Consider the following 17,776-nt stretch of genomic DNA (forward strand, 5'->3'; position numbering starts at 1 on the left):
CCAGGCAAAGAAAAGCCCCGGGGCACTAGCGGGTGCGCCGGGGCTCCCCAGCTTATCCACAGGCTGATCCACGCCAGCCGTGAATATTCAGTCCTCCTGACGCAGATTCAGCTCCACCATCAGGTCGTCGGCCAGGGTCTCCAGGCGCGCCTGCAACTGCTCCAGCGGCAGGGTCTCCGGCACCGCCAGCAGCGCCTCGGCGGTGAACAGCAACTCGCCGCTCATCGGCGCCGGCGCCACTTCGGTCAGCAGGCTTTCCAGGTTGACACCCTGCTCGGCCAACAAGCGGGTGATGTCGCGCACGATACCGGGGCGGTCGTTGCCCACCAGCTCCAGGCGGATCGCGGTGAAGCGTCCGCCCGGCTCGCTGCCGCTGACCGCCAGTTGCACACGAATGCCCTGCGCACCGAGCGCCTCCAGGGCCTTGATCAGACCGCCGTGCGCCTCGGCCGGCACGTCCACCCGCACGATGCCGGCGAACTGCCCGGCCATGCGCGCCATGCGGCTTTCCAGCCAGTTGCCGCCGTGTTCGGCGACGCAGGCGGCGAGGCGCTCGACCAGCCCCGGTTGATCCTCGGCAATCACCGTCAGTACCAGATGATCCATGTACTACCTCACTCGTTCACAGGATTGGAAAGGCTCAGCCGCGCAGCGCCAGCCAGTAGGTGAGAAATTGCTCGTCGCGCACATAGCCCAGGCGCTCGTACAGGCGCTGCCCGGCCAGGTTGGTCTTCGCCGTCTCCAGCTGCAGGCCGCAGGCGCCGCTGGCCTCGGCATGAGCACGGGCGGCGTTCATCAGCGCCGCGCCGACGCCGGCGCGGCGAGCCGACTCGTCGACATAGAGATCGCTGAGCAGCCAGGCCGGTTCCAGCGCCAGGGACGAGTGGAAGGGATAGAGCTGGACGAAGCCCTGGGCCGCGCCCCGCTCGTCGCGGGCGATCAGCAGCTGCGAGTCGCCGCGCTGCAGGCGCTGGCGGAGAAAGGCGGCGATCTCCGTCTCGGCCCGCGGCACCTGGTAGAAGGCCAGGTAGCCGGCGAACAGGTGGGTGAGGTCGACGAGGTCGGCGGCAACGGCGGCGGATACCGGCATGGCAGGCTCCAGAACGGGTCAGCGCAGTATAGGCGAAGGCGGCGTAGGCCATATTCGCCCTCTTGTCAGTAGCCCGCGCAATTAATCGTGTACGTTTTTACAATTTTTATGAAACAATAGCGCACTTTTTTGCATACACAGCGTATTCAACGTGACCGCACAGAGCCTTCCGGTCGCAGACTGACGCACACCCACTGCATTTCCCCGGAATCTTGATGTAGTATGCCGCGCCTCGGACTACAAGACGGCAAACCCGTCTCCGACGAGCCCCTCTAATAACGTAGGCGAGGTAGCCAGCGCCAGGCGCAACGACCAACGGGAGTAACAGCCGAAGGCTGGCCCGAAGGGTGAGCGCCAGCGAATCGAACGGGCGAAGAAGCGGAGTTTACTTGGTGTAAATGAGCCTTCTGAGCCTGTTTCTAACGCAGCGATGGCAACGCAGGTAGTTTTTAGAGGGGCCCGAAGCGGCTATTGAGTAGAGCTCAGAGAGAGTGAGGCAAGTGATGACTGAACGCGTTCAAGTCGGTGGCCTGCAGGTCGCCAAAGTCCTGTACGACTTCGTGAACAACGAAGCCATCCCCGGTACCGGCATCGCTGCCGACCAGTTCTGGGCCGGTGCCGCCGCGGTCATCAAGGACCTGGCACCGAAGAACCGTGCCCTGCTGGCCAAACGCGACGAACTGCAGGCGCAGATCGATGCCTGGCACCAGGCGCGCCAGGGTCAGGCCCATGACGCCGCTGCCTACAAGGCCTTCCTCCAGGAAATCGGCTATCTGTTGCCGGAGCCGGAAGACTTCCAGGCCACCACCACCAACGTCGACGAAGAGATCGCCCGCCTGGCCGGCCCGCAGCTGGTGGTGCCGGTGATGAACGCGCGCTTCGCCCTGAACGCCTCCAACGCCCGCTGGGGCTCGCTGTACGACGCCCTCTACGGCACCGACGTGATCAGCGAAGAAGGCGGCGCCGAGAAGGGCAAGGGCTACAACAAGGTGCGCGGCGACAAGGTCATCGCCTTCGCCCGCGCCTTCCTCGACGAGGCCGCGCCGCTGGCCGCCGGCTCCCATGTCGACTCCACCGGCTACAAGATCGTTGACGGCAAGCTGGTGGTTTCGCTCAAGGGCGGCAGCAACAGCGGTCTGCGCGACGACGCGCAACTGATCGGCTTCCAGGGCGAGGCCAGTGCGCCGGTCGCCGTGCTGCTCAAGCACAACGGCCTGCACTTCGAGATCCAGATCGACGCCGCCAGCCCCATCGGCAGCACCGACGCCGCCGGCGTGAAAGACGTGCTGATGGAAGCCGCGCTGACCACCATCATGGACTGCGAAGACTCGGTCGCCGCCGTCGATGCCGACGACAAGGTGGTGGTCTACAAGAACTGGCTGGGCCTGATGAAGGGCGACCTGGCCGAGCAAGTCGCCAAGGGCGGCCAGACCTTCACCCGCACCATGAACCCGGATCGCGTCTACACCAAGGTCGACGGCTCCGAGCTGACCCTGCACGGCCGTTCGCTGCTGTTCGTGCGCAACGTCGGCCACCTGATGACCAACCCGGCCATCCTCGACGCCGAAGGCAACGAGATCCCGGAAGGCATCCAGGACGCGCTGTTCACCAGCCTGATCGCGGTGCACAACCTGATCGGCAACACCACGCGCAAGAACACCCGCACCGGCAGCGTGTACATCGTCAAGCCGAAGATGCACGGCCCGGAAGAAGTCGCCTTCGCCAGCGAGATCTTCGCCCGCGTCGAGGACGTGCTGGGCCTGGTCCGCAACACCCTCAAGGTCGGCATCATGGACGAGGAGCGCCGCACCACCGTCAACCTGAAAGCCTGTATCAAAGCGGCTTCGGAACGCGTGGTATTTATCAACACCGGCTTCCTCGACCGCACCGGTGACGAGATCCACACCTCCATGGAAGCCGGCGCCGTGGTGCGCAAGGCCGCCATGAAGAGCGAGACCTGGATCGGCGCCTACGAGAACAACAACGTCGACGTCGGCCTGGCCACCGGCCTGCAGGGCCGCGCGCAGATCGGCAAGGGCATGTGGGCCATGCCCGATCTGATGGCCGCCATGCTCGAGCAGAAGATCGCCCACCCGCTGTCCGGCGCCAACACCGCCTGGGTCCCCTCGCCGACCGCCGCCACCCTGCACGCCCTGCACTACCACAAGGTCGACGTGTTCGCCCGTCAGGCCGAACTGGCCAAGCGTACTCCGGCGTCGGTGGACGACATCCTGACCATCCCCCTGGCCAAGGACACCAACTGGAGCGACGAGGAAATCCGCAACGAGCTGGACAACAACTCGCAGGGCATCCTCGGCTACGTGGTGCGCTGGATCGACCAGGGCGTCGGCTGCTCCAAGGTGCCGGACATCAACGACGTCGGCCTGATGGAAGACCGCGCCACCCTGCGCATTTCCAGCCAGCTGCTGGCCAACTGGCTGCGCCACGGCATCGTCAGCGAAGCCCAGGTGATCGAAAGCCTCAAGCGCATGGCGCCGGTGGTCGACCGGCAGAACGCCAGCGACCCGCTGTACCGCCCGCTGGCCCCGGACTTCGACAACAATGTCGCCTTCCAGGCCGCGCTGGAGCTGGTGATCGAAGGCACCAAGCAGCCCAACGGCTACACCGAGCCGGTGCTGCACCGCCGTCGTCGCGAGTTCAAGGCCAAGAACGGTCTCTGATTCGCTGCCGCCGCAGAGAAACCGCCCTTCGGGGCGGTTTTTTATTGGCCGCGCGCAGGTCGGCGCGGTCGGCGCGTTGGGCTTCGCTACGCTCAGCGCCAACCTAGGGCGGCGGCAGCCCCCTCGCCCCCCTACTTAGGTGCAATGGCCAAGGCCCACGCGCGTGGCCACACTGGCAGCATCTCGAAACTGCGAGGCGCAAGTCCATGAGCAAGGCCGACGCTCTGGCCGATGCGGGCAAGACCGCGGTGCTGCAGAACATCCACGGCACCATGGAGTTCCTGCAGAAGTTTCCGCCCTTCAACCAGATGGACACCGCCCACCTGGCGTTTCTGGTCGAGCACTGCCAGCTGCGCTTCTACGGCGAAGGCGAGTCGATCATCAAGCCGAGCGACGGCCCGGTCGAGCACTTCTACATCGTCAAGCAGGGCCGGGTGCATGGCGAGCGCCCGCACAGCGCGCGGCGCGGCACCGAGACCACCTTCGAGATCACCGCCGGCGAATGCTTTCCGCTGGCCGCGCTGATCGGCGAACGCGCCACCCGCACCGAACACCTGGCCGCCGAGGACACCTTCTGCCTGCTGCTGGCCAAGCACGCCTTCGTCAAGCTGTTCGCCGTGTCCAACCCGCTGCGCGACTTCGCCCTGCGCGGGGTCAGCAGCCTGCTCGACCAGGTCAACCAGCAGGTGCAGCTGCGCGCGGTGGAGACCCTCGGCGCGCAGTATTCGCTGGATACCCGCCTGGGCGAACTGGCCATGCGCCAACCCATCGGCTGCGCCCCCGTCACGCCGCTGCGCGAGGCGGTGCGGCTGATGCACGAACAGCACGTTGGCAGCATCGTCATCGTCGACCCGAACGAGCGGCCGCTGGGCATCTTCACCCTGCGCGACCTGCGCCGGGTGGTGGCCGACGGCGTCGACCTGGCCCAGCCGATCAGCAACCTGATGACCCCCAAACCCTTCCACCTGGCGCCGGACGCCAGCGCCTTCGACGCCGCCATCGCCATGACCGAGCGGCATATCGCCCACGTCTGCCTGGTGGAACACGAGCGGCTCTGCGGGGTGATTTCCGAGCGCGACCTGTTCAGCCTGCAGCGCGTCGACCTGGTGCACCTGGCGCGCACCATCCGCCACGCCGGCAAGGTGGAGACCCTGGCCGGGCTGCGCAGCGACATCCGCCTGCTGGTCGACCGCATGCTGGCCCACGGCGCCAGCTCGACGCAGATCACCCATATCGTCACCCTGCTCAACGACCACACCGTGTGCCGGGTGATCGAGCTGACGATCGAGGAAATGGGCGACCCGGGCGTGCCCTTCACCTGGCTGTGCTTCGGCAGCGAAGGCCGCCGCGAGCAGACCCTGCACACCGACCAGGACAACGGCATCCTCTTCGAGGCGGCCGACGCCGCCGAGGCTGCCGCCATCCGCGGGCGCCTGCTGCCGCTGGCCGCCACCATCAACCAGCGCCTGGCGCAGTGCGGCTTCACCCTGTGCAAGGGCAACATCATGGCCAGCAACCCGGAGCTGTGCCTGTCGCGCCAGGAGTGGTCGCGGCGCTTCGCCGGCTTCGTGCTGGAGGCCACCCCGGAAAACCTGCTGGGCTCGACCATCTACTTCGACCTGCGGGCGATCTGGGGCCCGGACGAGGGTTGCGAGCAGCTGCGCGAGGAACTGCTCGGGCGTATCGGCAACAACAGCCTGTTCCAGCAGATGATGGCCGAGAACGCCCTGCGCCAGCGTCCGCCGGTGGGCCGTTTCCGCGACTTCGTGGTGGTCCGCTCCGGCGCCGACAAGGACACCCTCGACCTCAAGGTGCAGGGCCTGACCCCCTTCGTCGACGGCGCCCGCCTGCTCGCCCTGGCCCACAACGTCGCCGCGGTCGGCACCCTGGAGCGCCTGCGCGCGCTGGTGGCCAAGGGCGTGATCGAGGCCCAGGACGGCGCCGCCTTCGAGGAGGCCTACCACTTCATCCAGCAGACCCGCATGCAGCAGCACCAGCTGCAGGCGCGCGACGAGCTGCCCTACTCCAACCGGGTCGACCCCGACCGCCTCAACCACCTGGACCGGCGCATCCTGCGCGAGTCCTTCCGCCAGGCGCAGCGGCTGCAGAGCAGCCTGGCCCTGAGGTATCAGCTATGAGCAAGTTCACCTGGTTCACCGGGCGCGGCCCGGCCCTGACCCAGCGCCAGCTGGAGCGCCGCCGCGAGCTGGCGGCCCCGGCCGCGCTCGACGAGCGGCCGCTGCACGCGCAACGTTTCGTCGTCCTCGACCTGGAGACCAGCGGCCTGAACATGCGCCGCGACCAGGTGCTGTCGATCGGCGCGGTGGTGATCGAGCACGGCGCCATCGACCTCAGCCAGCAGTTCGAGTGCACCCTGCAGCGCGACGGCCACCAGGCCAGCGCCAGCACCCTGATCCACGGCATCGCCCCCAGCGAGATCGCCCGCGGCGAGGAGCCGGCCGAGGCCCTGCTGGCCTTTATGGAGTTCGTCGGCGACAGCCCGCTGCTCGCCTACCACGCCGAGTTCGACCAGCGCATGCTCGCCCGCGCGCTCAAGGAAAGCCTGGGCCAGCGCCTGCAGCACGCCTTCTTCGACGTCGCCGAACTGGCCCCGCTGCTGTGCCCCAAGGCCAAGCTGGCGCACGCCGGGCTGGACGACTGGACCCGGCATTTCGGCCTGCAGGTGCAGCAGCGCCACCACGCCAGCGCCGACGCCCTGGTCACCGCCGAGCTGGCCCTGATCCTGCTGAGCAAGGCCCGCCAGCAGGGCCTCGACAGCCTGCCGGCGCTGCTCCAGGCGCTCAACAGCCGGCGCCGCCAGCGCGCCTATTCGCTGTAGCCTGCGCCGACGATCCGGGCGTAGGGTGGATAACGCTCTTTCTATCCACCACGGGGCAGCCGCCGACAATCCTGGTGGATGGGTAAAGCGTCATCCACCCTACGCAGCCCTACAGGTCGCGCAGCAGCAGGCCGTATTCCAGCGACAGATTCTCCGGCAGCGGTAGATAGAGCACATGCCCGTCGCCCGGGGCCACGTCCACCGCCTGGCCCTGGCGGTTCTCCAACTGCGCCAGGGAGAAACGCCGATTGCCCTGCGGGGTCATCAGCTCCAGCCAGTCGCCGAGGGCGAAGCGGTTCTTCACCCGCACCTCGGCCAGCGCGCCGCGACGTTCGCCGGTCAGCTCACCGACGAACTGCTGGCGCTCGGCGCGCGAGCTGCCGCGCTCATAGTTCTGGTACTCGTCGTGCACATGGCGGCGCAGGAAACCCTCGGTGTAGCCGCGGTTGGCCAGTGACTCCAGGCGCTGCATCAGGCCCCTGTCGAAGGGCCGTCCGGCCAGGGCGTCGTCGATGGCCTGACGGTAGGCCTGGGCGGTGCGCGCCACGTAGAAATGACTCTTGGTGCGCCCCTCGATCTTCAGCGAATGCACCCCCATGCGCAGCAGGCGCTCGACGTGCTGCACCGCGCGCAGGTCCTTGGAGTTCATGATGTAGGTGCCGTGCTCGTCCTCGAACGCGGTCATTTCATCATCCGGTCGCCCAGCCTCCTGCAGCACGAATGCCTGGGTGGTTGGCGTGCCCTGGCCCAGGGTCGGCTCGACCACACGGACGATTTCGCCGAGTTGGTTCTCGCCAGCCGGCGTGGCCTGGTACTGCCAGCGACAGGCATTGGTGCAGCTGCCCTGGTTGGGGTCGCGGCGGTTGATGTAGCCCGACAGCAGGCAGCGCCCGGAATAGGCCATGCACAGCGCGCCGTGGACGAACACCTCCAGCTCCATGCCGGGCACCTGGCTGCGGATTTCCTCGATCTCTTCCAGTGCCAGCTCACGCGACAGGATCACCCGGCTCAGCCCCTGCTGCTGCCAGAACCGCACGCTGGCCCAGTTCACCGCGTTGGCCTGCACCGACAGATGGATCGGCATCTGCGGGAAGTGCTCGCGCACCAGCATGATCAGCCCGGGGTCGGACATGATCAGCGCATCCGGGGCCATCTCGATCACAGGCAGAAGGTCCTTGAGAAAGGTCCTGAGCTTGGCGTTGTGCGGGGCGATATTGACCACCACGTAGAAGCGCTTGCCCTGGGCATGGGCTTCGGCAATGCCCAGGGCCAGGTTGGCGTGGTCGAACTCGTTGTTGCGCACGCGCAGGCTGTAGCGCGGCTGCCCGGCATACACCGCGTCGGCGCCGTAGGCGAAGGCATAGCGCATGTTCTTCAGGCTGCCGGCCGGCGACAGCAGTTCGGGAAAACGGGGCATGACCGCAAGCTCGAAAAATCAGGGGCTGGCAATTCTATGCAGGTGACAGGCGTGGATATTGATCTGGGTCTATCGGGCGCGCAAAAGCGCCCGGGCGAGACGATGGGTCAGGATGGTACGCCGTGCGCGTTCACCGCAAAGCGGCGCGCTAGCGGCACACCTGCAGGTAGAGCGGATCGTCCTTGGCGATGCGCTTGAGCTGATCGAGCTGCGGCTGCTGCTGCGCGTTCAGCGGCAGCAGTTCGGCGCTGTCGCAGTTGAGCAGGTGCGCCTGGTGCGCGACGTGATCGATGTGCTGCTTCTCGAAGCGGTAGAGCATGAATTCGGCGACCACCCGGCCGTCGAGCTCGCGCTTCACCACGCTCGTGCTATCGAGCACGGTAAAGGCCGTGATCATCGGCACGAAGTAGCTCCAGGGGCGCCAGAACACGTGGCCGGCCTCGCTGGCCACCACCACCGACTCCTGCGGCTGGCGCTGCTGCTGATGCTCGAACCAGGAGTACTCGTAGAAGATCTGGTAGCCCAGCATCCCCAGGCCGCCGAACAGCGGCACTATCCACTTCGGCAGTTTGTTGCGCGTCAGCTTTCGCAGCAGCAGGGCGATACCGGCAGCGCCGAGCCCCGCCACCACGATGGCAAGCAAAGTCCATAACATTCGACTGTTCCTGAAATAAGACGGGCCTCCACTGGAGGCCCGTCCGTTAGACCCTGAACCATCGACCGATGGCCTCAGGCCTGGATTATGCTCAGTGGCTCAGCGCGCCACCAGCACCTTTCGGAGTACGCACGCTTTCCACCAGATCCTGGATTTCCTGCGGCGGAGCGGTGGTCAGCATCGCCACGGCATAGGCCACGCCGAAGTTGATCAGCGCACCGATGGTACCGAAGGACGCCGGGGAGATACCCATGAACCACTGGTCCGGGGTATTGGGCAGCATGTTGGTCTCCGGAATGAAGAACCAGCCCAGGTAGGTGAAGATGTACAGCAGGGTCACCACCAGACCGGCGACCATGCCGCAGATCGCGCCCTTGTCGTTCACCCGCTTGGAGAAGATGCCCATCATCAGCACCGGGAACAGCGTGGCCGCGGCGATACCGAAGGCCAGCGCCACCACCTGCGCGGCGAAGCCTGGTGGATTCAGGCCCAGGTAGGTCGCCAGCAGAATCGCGGCAGCCATGGAGATCCGCGCCGCATGCATCTCGTTCTTCTCGCTGATCTTCGGATTGATCAAGGTCTTGATCAGGTCGTGACTGATCGCCGAGGAAATCGCCAGCAACAGCCCCGCCGCCGTCGACAGTGCCGCAGCGATGGCGCCCGCCGCGATCAGCCCCACCACCCAGCCGGGCAGGTTGGCGATCTCCGGGTTGGCCAGTACCAGGATGTCGTTGTTGACGGTCAGCTCGTTGCCGTTCCAGCCACGCTCCTGAGCGGTCGCGGTGAAGGCCGGGGCGGCATCGTTGTACATCTGGATGCGGCCGTCGCCGTTCTTGTCCTGCCAGGCGATCAGACCGGTCTGCTCCCAGGTCTTGACCCATTCCGGACGCTCTTCGTAGGCCAGGGCCGGGGCAGTAGCACCTTCCGGATAAATGGTGGTCGCCAGGTTCAGGCGCGCCATCGAGGCCACGGCCGGCGCGGTGAGGTACAGCAGGGCGATGAAGATCAGGGTCCAGCCGGCGGACCAACGGGCGTCGGCCACCTTCGGCACGGTGAAGAAACGGATGATCACGTGCGGCAGGCCGGCGGTACCGATCATCAGCGACATGGTGAACAGCACCATGTTCAGCTTGTTGTCGACATCGGCGGTGTAGGCGGCGAAGCCCAGTTCACGCACCACTTCGTCGAGCTTCTGCAGCAGCGGCACGCCGGAGTCGACGTGGTCGCCGAACAGGCCCAGCGGCGGGATCGGGTTGCCGGTCAGCTGCAGGGAGATGAAGATCGCCGGGATGGTGTAGGCGATGATCAGCACCACGTACTGCGCCACCTGGGTGTAGGTGATGCCCTTCATGCCGCCGAATACGGCATAGGCGAACACCACGGCCGCGGCGATCCAGATGCCGGTCGAGTTGCTCACTTCGAGGAAGCGCGAGAAGGCCACACCGGCACCGGCCATCTGCCCGATCACGTAGGTGACCGAGATGATCACCAGGCAGATCACTGCCGTCAGGCGTGCGCCGCGGCTATAGAAGCGATCACCGATGAAATCCGGCACGGTGAACTTGCCGAACTTGCGCAGGTAGGGCGCCAGCAGCATGGCCAGCAGCACGTAGCCGCCGGTCCAGCCCATGAGGAAGGTGGAGTTGGCGTAACCGCCGGCGGCGATCAGACCGGCCATGGAAATGAAGGACGCGGCCGACATCCAGTCGGCGGCGGTGGCCATGCCGTTGGTGACCGGGTGCACGCCGCCACCGGCGACGTAGAACTCCTTGGTCGAGCCCGCGCGGGCCCAGATGGCGATACCGATGTAGAGCGCGAAGGACGCACCCACGAACAGCATGTTGATGACGAATTGGCTCATGACCTCTTACTCCTCGACGCCGAATTCTTTATCGAGTCTGTTCAGTCTCCACGCGTAGTGAAAAATGAGGCCGATAAATACGAGAATGGAGCCCTGCTGGGCGAACCAGAATCCGAGGTCAGCGCCGCCGATCATGATGCCCGCGAGCATGGGTCGGAGAATCATGGCGAAGCCGTAGGAAACCAGCGCCCAGACAACCAGGCTCCAGGTGATGAGCCGCACATTGGCCTTCCAGTAGGCCGCGGCATTTGCTTTTTCAGAAGTCATAGACGCCTCCGGTTATTGTTATTCTGATGCAGCTTCAAACTAGCAGCAGGCCCCGGCAAACCGACAGATAGACATTGGTATTAGCCGCCTGGAGACGTTCCGAGCGTAGTTGTCTTTACCCAGCTAACAGGCACTTGCACCAGCGTCGGCGGCCTAAAATCAACGGGGACGACTTTGGTCTTAGGAAACGCTGAAATAGCCGTCATTTCCGCGCAGGCGGGACAGCAGCTTTATCGCTGAACCGCGCTTGCGCTGGCCCGCAGGGGAATAATCCAGAACCTGCGTAATCCCTGGGCCCCCGTGCAGATTCGCCGCGCAATCGCCCTTGCCGCGCCTGCGCGAACAACCCGGCGATACGCCGCGCCAACAGATGCCCGGCACGCGCCTCCTCGCGCAGACCTATATGCCCGCTCATGGCCGATACCACAGGCGCATAAAGCCCAGCGCCAGCAGCAGGCCGACCTGGCCCAGCGCCGCACAGAGCGAGAGGAAGGAGCGCAGCGTGCCGTTGTTCGCCGCGTCCTGTATGCCGGTCAGGGCATTCCAGAAGCCCTCGGGCAACAGCATCAGGCTCACATGGGCGAGCGGCTTGCCGGTCAGCAGCAGGCCGTCGATCAGGTCGAACCAGCCGGCGAACATCAGACCGATGAGGATCATCACCGCCACCACCAGGCCCAGGGCCAGGCAGGCGGAAAACTGCATGAACAGACGCATGGGATCAGCTCCAGAGAAGGGGCGCGGCCCACGCCGCGCCGATCGGATTCAGGCGTGCGGAGCAGTGCGGCCGACGCCGTACCAGTCCAGCTTGCGGGTCAGCACCATGACGCTGGCGAGTACACCGAACACCAGCAGCGAGCCCATCAGCAGGGCATGGTCCTCGGCGCTGAGCAGGCCGTAGAGCATGGCGTACAGCGCCGCCAGCAAGGCGCCAAAGCCCAGGCCGCGCCGCCAGCTGTGCAGCACGAAGCTGACGTAGAAGCCGATCAGGCCGACGCAGGCACTGGCGGACAGGCCATAGGCCAGGGCGAACGCCAGGTGCTCGGACAGCGACAAGAGCAGCAGGTAGAACAGCGCCAGCGCCAGGCCCACCAGGGCGTACTGCACCGGGTGCACCGCCAGGCGCTTGAGCACCTCGAAGAGGAAGAAGGCGGCGAAGGTCAGGGCGATGAACAGCAGCGCGTATTTGATCGCGCGGTCGGTCTTCAGGTACTGGTCCACCGGGTCGACGAAGCTGACCCCGAAGTTGCGGCCGAGCAGCGCGTGACACTGCTCGCGGCCCACGCAGTCGGCCAGCGCCTCCTCCATGTTGGTGGCGAAGAAGCTGGTCTGCCACTGCGCGCTGAAGCCCTGCGCGTTCACCTCGCGCTGGCTCGGCAGGTACTCGCCGACGAAGCTCGGGTGCGGCCAGTCGGAACTCAGGCTGACCCGGCTGTCGCGCCCCACCGGCACCACGGCGAGCTGCTCGGTGCCCTGCAGCTTGAGGTCGAAGGCGAACTCCAGCAGCTGCCCGCCCTGCGCGTCGAGCGCCGGCAGCGGCGCATGCACGCCGGCGCCGAAACTGGCGTCGCCGCTGCCCGGGGCGAAGCCCAGGGTCTGGCCGTTGAGGCGCAGCTGCAGGTCGTTGCCGATGCCACGGATATCGCTGATGCCGACGGAAAGGAAGGGCTTGTCGAAGCGGTAGAAACCCAGCTCGTCGCCCAGCCCCAGGCGCGGCGGCAGGCGAAACTGGCCGCTGACCTGGCTATCGCTGCGGTACAGGCGCGCCTGGTAGATGCCGCGCGCGCGCAGCTCGGTGCTCACCTGGCCGTCGAGCACGAAGCGCTCCGGCAGAAAATACAGGCGCCCGCGCTGCTGGCGCTCCTGCTGGTAACGCTCGCCGGTCTTGTCGTGGGTCTTCCATTCATGGGTGGTCTTGACGTAGGGCAGCACCAGGATCGGCCCGGTGATCTGCTGGCGGTAGCTGGAGCTGCGGGCGATGTCCTGCAGCACCTGGTGGCGCAGGTTCTGACGTTCGTCGACCAGGCCGTCGATCATCAGCAGGGGAATCAGCAACAGCAGGATCAACAGGGCGATGGCGCCCAGCTTGAAGCTCAGGGTGCGGCTCATGGCGCGGCTCTCCGTAGCGAGTGAAGGTACGGCAGAGTCTGGGCAGCGCAGGTGGGGGCTTTATGGGGGGAACGTGGAGATTGCGTGGAGAAAGCGGAAAAGCATCAGGGCGCCGATTGCGGGCGCCCTGATTAACTGCTGCTGTGCGGCATCGAACTGCTCCCGCCAGAAGGGTTGGCGGGTCAGGCGATGCGGTTGATACCTACGCGGTCGGCACCGTCGGCGGCGATACGGTTGATTCCCACACGGTCGGCACCATCGGCGGCGATGCGGTTGATGCCTACGCGGTCGGCACCGTCGGCAGCGATGCGGTTGGTGCCTACGCGGTCGGCGCCATCGGCGGCGATGCGGTTGACGCCTACGCGGTCGGCGCCATCGGCGGCGATGCGGTTGACGCCTACGCGGTCGGCCCCGTCGGCGGCGATGCGGTTGACGCCTACGCGGTCGGCACCGTCGGCAGCGATGCGGTTGACGCCTACACGGTCGGCGCCATCGGCGGCGATGCGGTTGACGCCTACGCGGTCGGCGCCATCGGCGGCGATGCGGTTGGTGCCTACGCGGTCGGCGCCGTCAGCGGCAACCGCCGGGGCGTTGGACTGCTCGACGGAGACCTGCGGCAGGGCGAACGCACCGGCGGACAGGCTGGCAATAACGAGGCTGGCGAGGATTTGCTTTTTCATGATCGGGCTCCTGGGTGGGGCTGGAAAGTGGCTACGGGGCCCATGTTACGCACGCCCCAATTTGGCAAAAGGGACATGTCTCGATAGCGATCATCGACGCCATCGATACCCGGAAAATTTCTTATCGATCATGGACATAGTAGTGATGGGCGGGAGCCGCCCATCCATCCCGCCGCCGTTGCGCGACAGGGCGCACCCTGGTATCTGTACAAAAAACCAGTACCCAGCAGCGCGCCATGCCCGCCCTCGACGCCCCCGAACTCTATTACCTGGCCAACTTCCGCAAGGCCCTCGACTGGCTCGACGCCCATCACCGCGAGCTGATGGACGAGGCCGAGCAGGCCTTCATCGCCAGCTTCATCCAGCTGCCGCTGCCGGCCCAGGCCCTGCTGGTGCGCCTGGTGATGCGCAAGGGCGTGCACTTTCGCGCGAGTAAACTGCGCTACGCCGAGATCGGCGACATCGCGACCGCCGCCGCGCCGCTGTTGGCGCAGGGCTGGCTGATCGACGACGCCGCGCTGACCTTCGACGAGCTCGGCGCCCTGCTGCTCAAGGACGAACTGGCCGCGCATTTCGCCGCCGACCTGCCGGGCGGCGCGCTGAAAAAGAGCGAACTGCTGGAGCACCTGCGCGAGCTGCATGTCGAGCCGCGCAGCCTGGCCGACTGGTGCCCGCAGCTGGAAGACCGTCTGCTGAGCCTGGCCATCGGGCCGCTGTGCGACCGCCTGCGGCTGATGTTCTTCGGCAACCTGGCGCAGGACTGGTCGGAATTCGTCCTCGCCGACTTAGGGATATTTCGCTACGAGCAGGTGCCGATCACCCCGGGCTCGCGCGGTTTCCGCAGCCGCCAGGATGTCGACCACTACCTGCATCTGCGCGCCTGCCGCGACGCCTTCGACGCCGGCATGGCGGTAACCGAGGTGCTGCAACTGCTCGGCGATTTCTCCACCGACAATCCGCATATCGGCGAGCGCCACCAGCGCCTGCTGCTGCGCCTGGCCCAGCAGCTGGAACGCGCCGGCGAGCTGGAGTCGGCGCTGGCGCTGTACCGCGACACCGCCGCGCTCGGCTCACGGCAGCGGCAGATCCGCGTGCTGGAGCGCCTGGGCCGCGATGCCGAGGCGCTGGCCCTGGCCGAAGGGGTCATCCATGCGCCGCACAACGGCGAGGAGGCGCAGCTGGCCGAACGGGCGCGCACCCGGCTGTGCAGGCGCCTCGGCCTGCCGCCAGCGGCCAAGGCGGCGAAGCCGCTCGAGGATCGCCTCGACCTGAGCCTGCCGCGCGCCGCCAGCGTCGAGCTGGCCGTGGCCGCGCACCTGGCCGAGCCGGATGCGCCAGTGCATTACGTGGAGAACACGCTGATCTGCGGGCTGTTCGGCCTGCTCTGCTGGGAGGCGATCTTCGCCCCGCTGCCCGGCGCCTTCTTCCACCCCTTCCACGCCGGCCCGGTGGACCTGCACCGCGCCGACTTCCACGCCCGGCGCAGCGAGCTGTTCGCCGCCAGCCTGGCGCGCCTGGACGACGGCAGCTACGTCGAGGCCATGCGCCGCACCCATGCCGAGAAGTTCGGCATCCAGTCGCCCTTCGTGTTCTGGGAGCTGCTCGACGCCGAGCGCCTGGAGCAGGCGCTGGCCTGCCTGCCGCCGGCGCACCTGGGCGCCTGGTTCCGTCGCCTGCTCGCCGACATCCGCGAGAACCGCGCCGGCATGCCCGACCTGATCCAGTTCTGGCCGGCCGAGCGGCGCTACCGAATGATCGAGGTGAAAGGCCCCGGCGACCGCCTGCAGGACAACCAGAAACGCTGGCTGGCGTTCTGCGCCGAGCACGGCATGCCGGTCAGCGTCTGCTACGTGGAGTGGAGCGATTGAGCCTGCGCATCGCCGTGCGCGAGCTGTGCGAGTTCACCGCCAAGGAGGGCGACCTCGACCTGCGCTTCACCCCCTCGCCCACCGCCGCCGAAGGCATCGCCGGCCACGCCACGGTGGTCGCCAGGCGCGGCCCCGACTATATGTCCGAGTTGGCGGTAAGTGGCGAGTTCGAAGAACTGAGGGTCAGCGGCCGCATCGACGGCTTCGACCCGCAGTTTCGCCTGCTGGAAGAGATCAAGACCCACCGCGGCGACGTCGCGCGCATCCCGGCCAACCACCGCCTGCTGCACTGGGCGCAGGTCAAGGTCTACGGCTGGCTACTGTGCCAGGCGCTGGAACTCGATGAACTGGACCTGGCGGTGGTGTACTTCAACGTCATCAGCCAGAAGGAAACGGTGTTTCGCGAGCGCCATAGCGCTGAGGCACTGCGCGAGTTCTTCGAGCTGCAGTGCCGCCGCTATATCCACTGGGCGCGCCAGGAACAGGCCCACCGCCTGACGCGCGACGCGGCGCTGACGGCGCTGCGCTTTCCCTACGGCGAGTTCCGCCATGGCCAGCGGCAACTGGCCGAGGCCGTGTACCGCGCCGCGCGCGACGGCCACTACCTGCTGGCGCAGGCCACCACCGGCATCGGCAAGACCCTCGGCACCCTGTTCCCGCAGCTCAAGGCCATGCCCGGCCAGCAGCTCGACCGCCTGTTTTTCCTCAGCGCCAAGACTCCGGGCCGGCGCCTCGCCCTCGATGCCCTGCAGCGCCTGCGCGAACCGGAGACGCCGCTGCGGGTGCTGGAACACGTGGCCCGCGACAAGGCCTGCGAACACCCGAGCAAGGCCTGCCATGGCGACTCCTGTCCGCTGGCCAAGGGCTTCTACGACCGCCTGCCGGCGGCGCGCAGCGCGGCGCTGAAGGAACGCTGGCTGGATCAGCAGGCGGTGCGCGCCATCGCCCTCGCCCACGGCATCTGCCCCTACTACCTGAGCCAGGAGCTGTGCCGCTGGAGCGACGTGGTGGTGGGCGACTACAACTACTACTTCGACCTCGGCGCCCTGCTGCACAGCCTGACCCTGGTCAACCAGTGGCGCGTCTGCCTGCTGGTGGACGAGGCGCACAACCTGGTCGAACGCGGCCGCAGCATGTACAGCGCCGAGCTGGATCAGGCGCGCTTCAAGGCCATGCGCCGTGACGCGCCGGCCAAGCTGAAAGGCGTGCTGGAGCGGGTCGACCGGCACTGGAACCAGCTGCACCGCGAGCAGCAGGTGCCCTATCAGGTCCATCCGCTGGCGCCGGACCTGCTGCTGGCCGCGCTGGGCAAGGCGGTCAGCGCCATCACCGATCTGCTCACCGACCAGCCCGAGGGCAATGCCGGCGAGCTGCTCAGCTTCTACCTCGACGCCATGCTGTTCTGCCGCCTGGCGGAAAGCTTCGGCCCGCACTCGCTGTTCGACATCAGCCGCGTCGAAGCCGGCAACGGCCGCAGCTACTCCACCCTGTGCATCCGCAACGTCCTGCCGGCGCCCTTCCTCGGCCCGCGCTTCGAGGACGCGCACAGTGCCACGCTGTTCTCCGCCACCCTCAGCCCCAGCCACTACTACCTCGACCTGCTCGGCCTGCCGGAGGAGACCCAGTGCCTGGACGTCGCCTCGCCCTTTACCGCCGCGCAGCTGCAGGTGCGCGCGGTGCGCAACCTGTCGACCCGCTACCGCGACCGCGAGGCCTCGCTGGCGCCGATCTGCCGGCTGATCGCCCGCCAGTACCGCGAACGGCCGGGAAACTACCTGGCCTTCTTCAGCAGCTACCAGTACCTGCAGCAGGTGCTGGACCTGCTGGCTCGCGAACATCCCGAGATTCCCGTCTGGGTGCAGTCGCGGCAGATGGACGAGGCGGCGCGCCAGGGCTTTCTCGAACGCTTCCAGGTCGGCGGGCGCGGCATCGGCTTCGCCGTGCTCGGCGGGGTATTCGGCGAGGGCGTCGACCTGCCCGGCGACCGCCTGATCGGCGCCTTCGTCGCCACCCTCGGCCTGGCCCAGGTCAACCCGATCAACGAGGAAATCCGCCAGCGCATGCACGCGCTGTTCGGCAACGGCTACGACTACACCTACCTCTACCCCGGCCTGCAGAAGGTGGTGCAGGCCGCCGGCCGGGTGATCCGCACGCCGGAGGACGAGGGCGTGCTCTACCTGATCGACGATCGCTTCGCCCGCCCGCAAGTGCGCGACCTGCTGCCGAGCTGGTGGCAGGTCGAGGCCATGCGCCTGCCGGCAGAAACGACGAAGGCGCCCGAGCGGGCGCCTTCAGTCGAAACCTGAGCGAGG

Annotated in this window: 14 protein-coding genes; 5 read left to right on the forward strand and 9 right to left on the reverse strand. The window is 66.9% G+C overall.

Going from position 1 to position 17,776, the window contains the following annotated elements; genetic code table 11:
* Window positions 1–87: 87 nt before the first annotated feature.
* Both ACW9UL_RS20850 and ACW9UL_RS20855 read right to left on the reverse strand, forming a co-directional pair.
* Complete coding sequence (locus ACW9UL_RS20850; protein WP_021442080.1) at window positions 88–606, reverse strand: glycine cleavage system transcriptional repressor; 519 nt, start codon at window positions 604–606, stop codon at window positions 88–90.
* Between the two features lie 34 nt (window positions 607–640).
* Window positions 641–1,090 carry a GNAT family N-acetyltransferase gene (locus ACW9UL_RS20855; protein WP_457788152.1) on the reverse strand — a complete coding sequence of 150 codons (450 nt, stop codon included), beginning with the start codon at window positions 1,088–1,090 and terminating at the stop codon, window positions 641–643.
* A gap of 503 nt (window positions 1,091–1,593) precedes the next feature.
* Between ACW9UL_RS20855 and ACW9UL_RS20860 the strand changes: the two genes are divergently transcribed.
* The 3 genes from ACW9UL_RS20860 to ACW9UL_RS20870 all read left to right on the forward strand — a co-directional run bounded on the left by ACW9UL_RS20860 (window position 1,594) and on the right by ACW9UL_RS20870 (window position 6,610).
* Entirely contained in the window at window positions 1,594–3,771 is a 2,178-nt protein-coding gene (locus ACW9UL_RS20860; protein WP_457788153.1) for a malate synthase G, read from the forward strand.
* Between the two features lie 206 nt (window positions 3,772–3,977).
* Complete coding sequence (locus ACW9UL_RS20865; protein ID WP_457788154.1) at window positions 3,978–5,909, forward strand: putative nucleotidyltransferase substrate binding domain-containing protein; 1,932 nt, start codon at window positions 3,978–3,980, stop codon at window positions 5,907–5,909.
* Complete coding sequence (locus tag ACW9UL_RS20870) at window positions 5,906–6,610, forward strand: 3'-5' exonuclease (protein WP_122110090.1); 705 nt, start codon at window positions 5,906–5,908, stop codon at window positions 6,608–6,610. Before ACW9UL_RS20865 ends, ACW9UL_RS20870 begins: the two co-directional genes overlap by 4 nt.
* A gap of 109 nt (window positions 6,611–6,719) precedes the next feature.
* On the opposite strand, the gene trhP is transcribed toward ACW9UL_RS20870, so the two are convergent.
* The 7 genes from trhP to ACW9UL_RS20905 form a co-directional block, all read right to left on the reverse strand.
* Window positions 6,720–8,027: a prephenate-dependent tRNA uridine(34) hydroxylase TrhP gene (gene trhP, locus ACW9UL_RS20875; protein WP_457788155.1), complete on the reverse strand. Its 1,308-nt coding sequence runs from the start codon at window positions 8,025–8,027 to the stop codon at window positions 6,720–6,722.
* A 148-nt stretch (window positions 8,028–8,175) separates the two neighbouring features.
* Window positions 8,176–8,682, reverse strand: coding sequence for a hypothetical protein (locus ACW9UL_RS20880; protein ID WP_031302652.1), 507 nt, complete (start codon window positions 8,680–8,682; stop codon window positions 8,176–8,178).
* Between the two features lie 91 nt (window positions 8,683–8,773).
* Entirely contained in the window at window positions 8,774–10,543 is a 1,770-nt protein-coding gene (locus ACW9UL_RS20885; RefSeq protein WP_021442140.1) for a sodium:solute symporter family protein, read from the reverse strand.
* 6 nt (window positions 10,544–10,549) lie between these two features.
* Complete coding sequence (locus ACW9UL_RS20890) at window positions 10,550–10,810, reverse strand: DUF4212 domain-containing protein (RefSeq protein WP_021442141.1); 261 nt, start codon at window positions 10,808–10,810, stop codon at window positions 10,550–10,552.
* A 411-nt stretch (window positions 10,811–11,221) separates the two neighbouring features.
* A complete protein-coding gene (locus ACW9UL_RS20895; RefSeq protein ID WP_021442144.1) occupies window positions 11,222–11,524 on the reverse strand; it encodes a hypothetical protein in 303 nt (100 codons plus the stop codon).
* A 48-nt stretch (window positions 11,525–11,572) separates the two neighbouring features.
* Window positions 11,573–12,916 (reverse strand): cell envelope integrity protein CreD, encoded by a 1,344-nt coding sequence (creD, locus tag ACW9UL_RS20900; protein WP_457788156.1) that lies wholly within the window; start codon window positions 12,914–12,916, stop codon window positions 11,573–11,575.
* Between the two features lie 182 nt (window positions 12,917–13,098).
* Window positions 13,099–13,596, reverse strand: coding sequence for a phage infection protein (locus ACW9UL_RS20905; RefSeq protein WP_457788157.1), 498 nt, complete (start codon window positions 13,594–13,596; stop codon window positions 13,099–13,101).
* A 236-nt stretch (window positions 13,597–13,832) separates the two neighbouring features.
* Between ACW9UL_RS20905 and ACW9UL_RS20910 the strand changes: the two genes are divergently transcribed.
* A complete protein-coding gene (locus ACW9UL_RS20910) occupies window positions 13,833–15,464 on the forward strand; it encodes a VRR-NUC domain-containing protein (RefSeq protein ID WP_457788158.1) in 1,632 nt (543 codons plus the stop codon).
* On the forward strand, window positions 15,461–17,770 hold the full coding sequence (locus ACW9UL_RS20915) for an ATP-dependent DNA helicase (RefSeq protein ID WP_457788159.1): 2,310 nt from the start codon (window positions 15,461–15,463) through the stop codon (window positions 17,768–17,770). Before ACW9UL_RS20910 ends, ACW9UL_RS20915 begins: the two co-directional genes overlap by 4 nt.
* Window positions 17,771–17,776 lie beyond the last annotated feature (6 nt).

It is taken from the genome of Pseudomonas sp. PL-6, from assembly GCF_054110165.1.

Bases quoted from the DNA above. Each gene is read 5' to 3' on its own strand.
- ACW9UL_RS20850 (WP_021442080.1), bottom strand. From the start codon at position 606: ATGGATCATCTGGTACTGACGGTGATTGCCGAGGATCAACCGGGGCTG.
- ACW9UL_RS20855 (WP_457788152.1), bottom strand. From the start codon at position 1,090: ATGCCGGTATCCGCCGCCGTTGCCGCCGACCTCGTCGACCTCACCCAC.
- ACW9UL_RS20860 (WP_457788153.1), top strand. From the start codon at position 1,594: ATGACTGAACGCGTTCAAGTCGGTGGCCTGCAGGTCGCCAAAGTCCTG.
- ACW9UL_RS20865 (WP_457788154.1), top strand. From the start codon at position 3,978: ATGAGCAAGGCCGACGCTCTGGCCGATGCGGGCAAGACCGCGGTGCTG.
- ACW9UL_RS20870 (WP_122110090.1), top strand. From the start codon at position 5,906: ATGAGCAAGTTCACCTGGTTCACCGGGCGCGGCCCGGCCCTGACCCAG.
- trhP (WP_457788155.1), bottom strand. From the start codon at position 8,027: ATGCCCCGTTTTCCCGAACTGCTGTCGCCGGCCGGCAGCCTGAAGAAC.
- ACW9UL_RS20880 (WP_031302652.1), bottom strand. From the start codon at position 8,682: ATGTTATGGACTTTGCTTGCCATCGTGGTGGCGGGGCTCGGCGCTGCC.
- ACW9UL_RS20885 (WP_021442140.1), bottom strand. From the start codon at position 10,543: ATGAGCCAATTCGTCATCAACATGCTGTTCGTGGGTGCGTCCTTCGCG.
- ACW9UL_RS20890 (WP_021442141.1), bottom strand. From the start codon at position 10,810: ATGACTTCTGAAAAAGCAAATGCCGCGGCCTACTGGAAGGCCAATGTG.
- ACW9UL_RS20895 (WP_021442144.1), bottom strand. From the start codon at position 11,524: ATGCGTCTGTTCATGCAGTTTTCCGCCTGCCTGGCCCTGGGCCTGGTG.
- creD (WP_457788156.1), bottom strand. From the start codon at position 12,916: ATGAGCCGCACCCTGAGCTTCAAGCTGGGCGCCATCGCCCTGTTGATC.
- ACW9UL_RS20905 (WP_457788157.1), bottom strand. From the start codon at position 13,596: ATGAAAAAGCAAATCCTCGCCAGCCTCGTTATTGCCAGCCTGTCCGCC.
- ACW9UL_RS20910 (WP_457788158.1), top strand. From the start codon at position 13,833: ATGCCCGCCCTCGACGCCCCCGAACTCTATTACCTGGCCAACTTCCGC.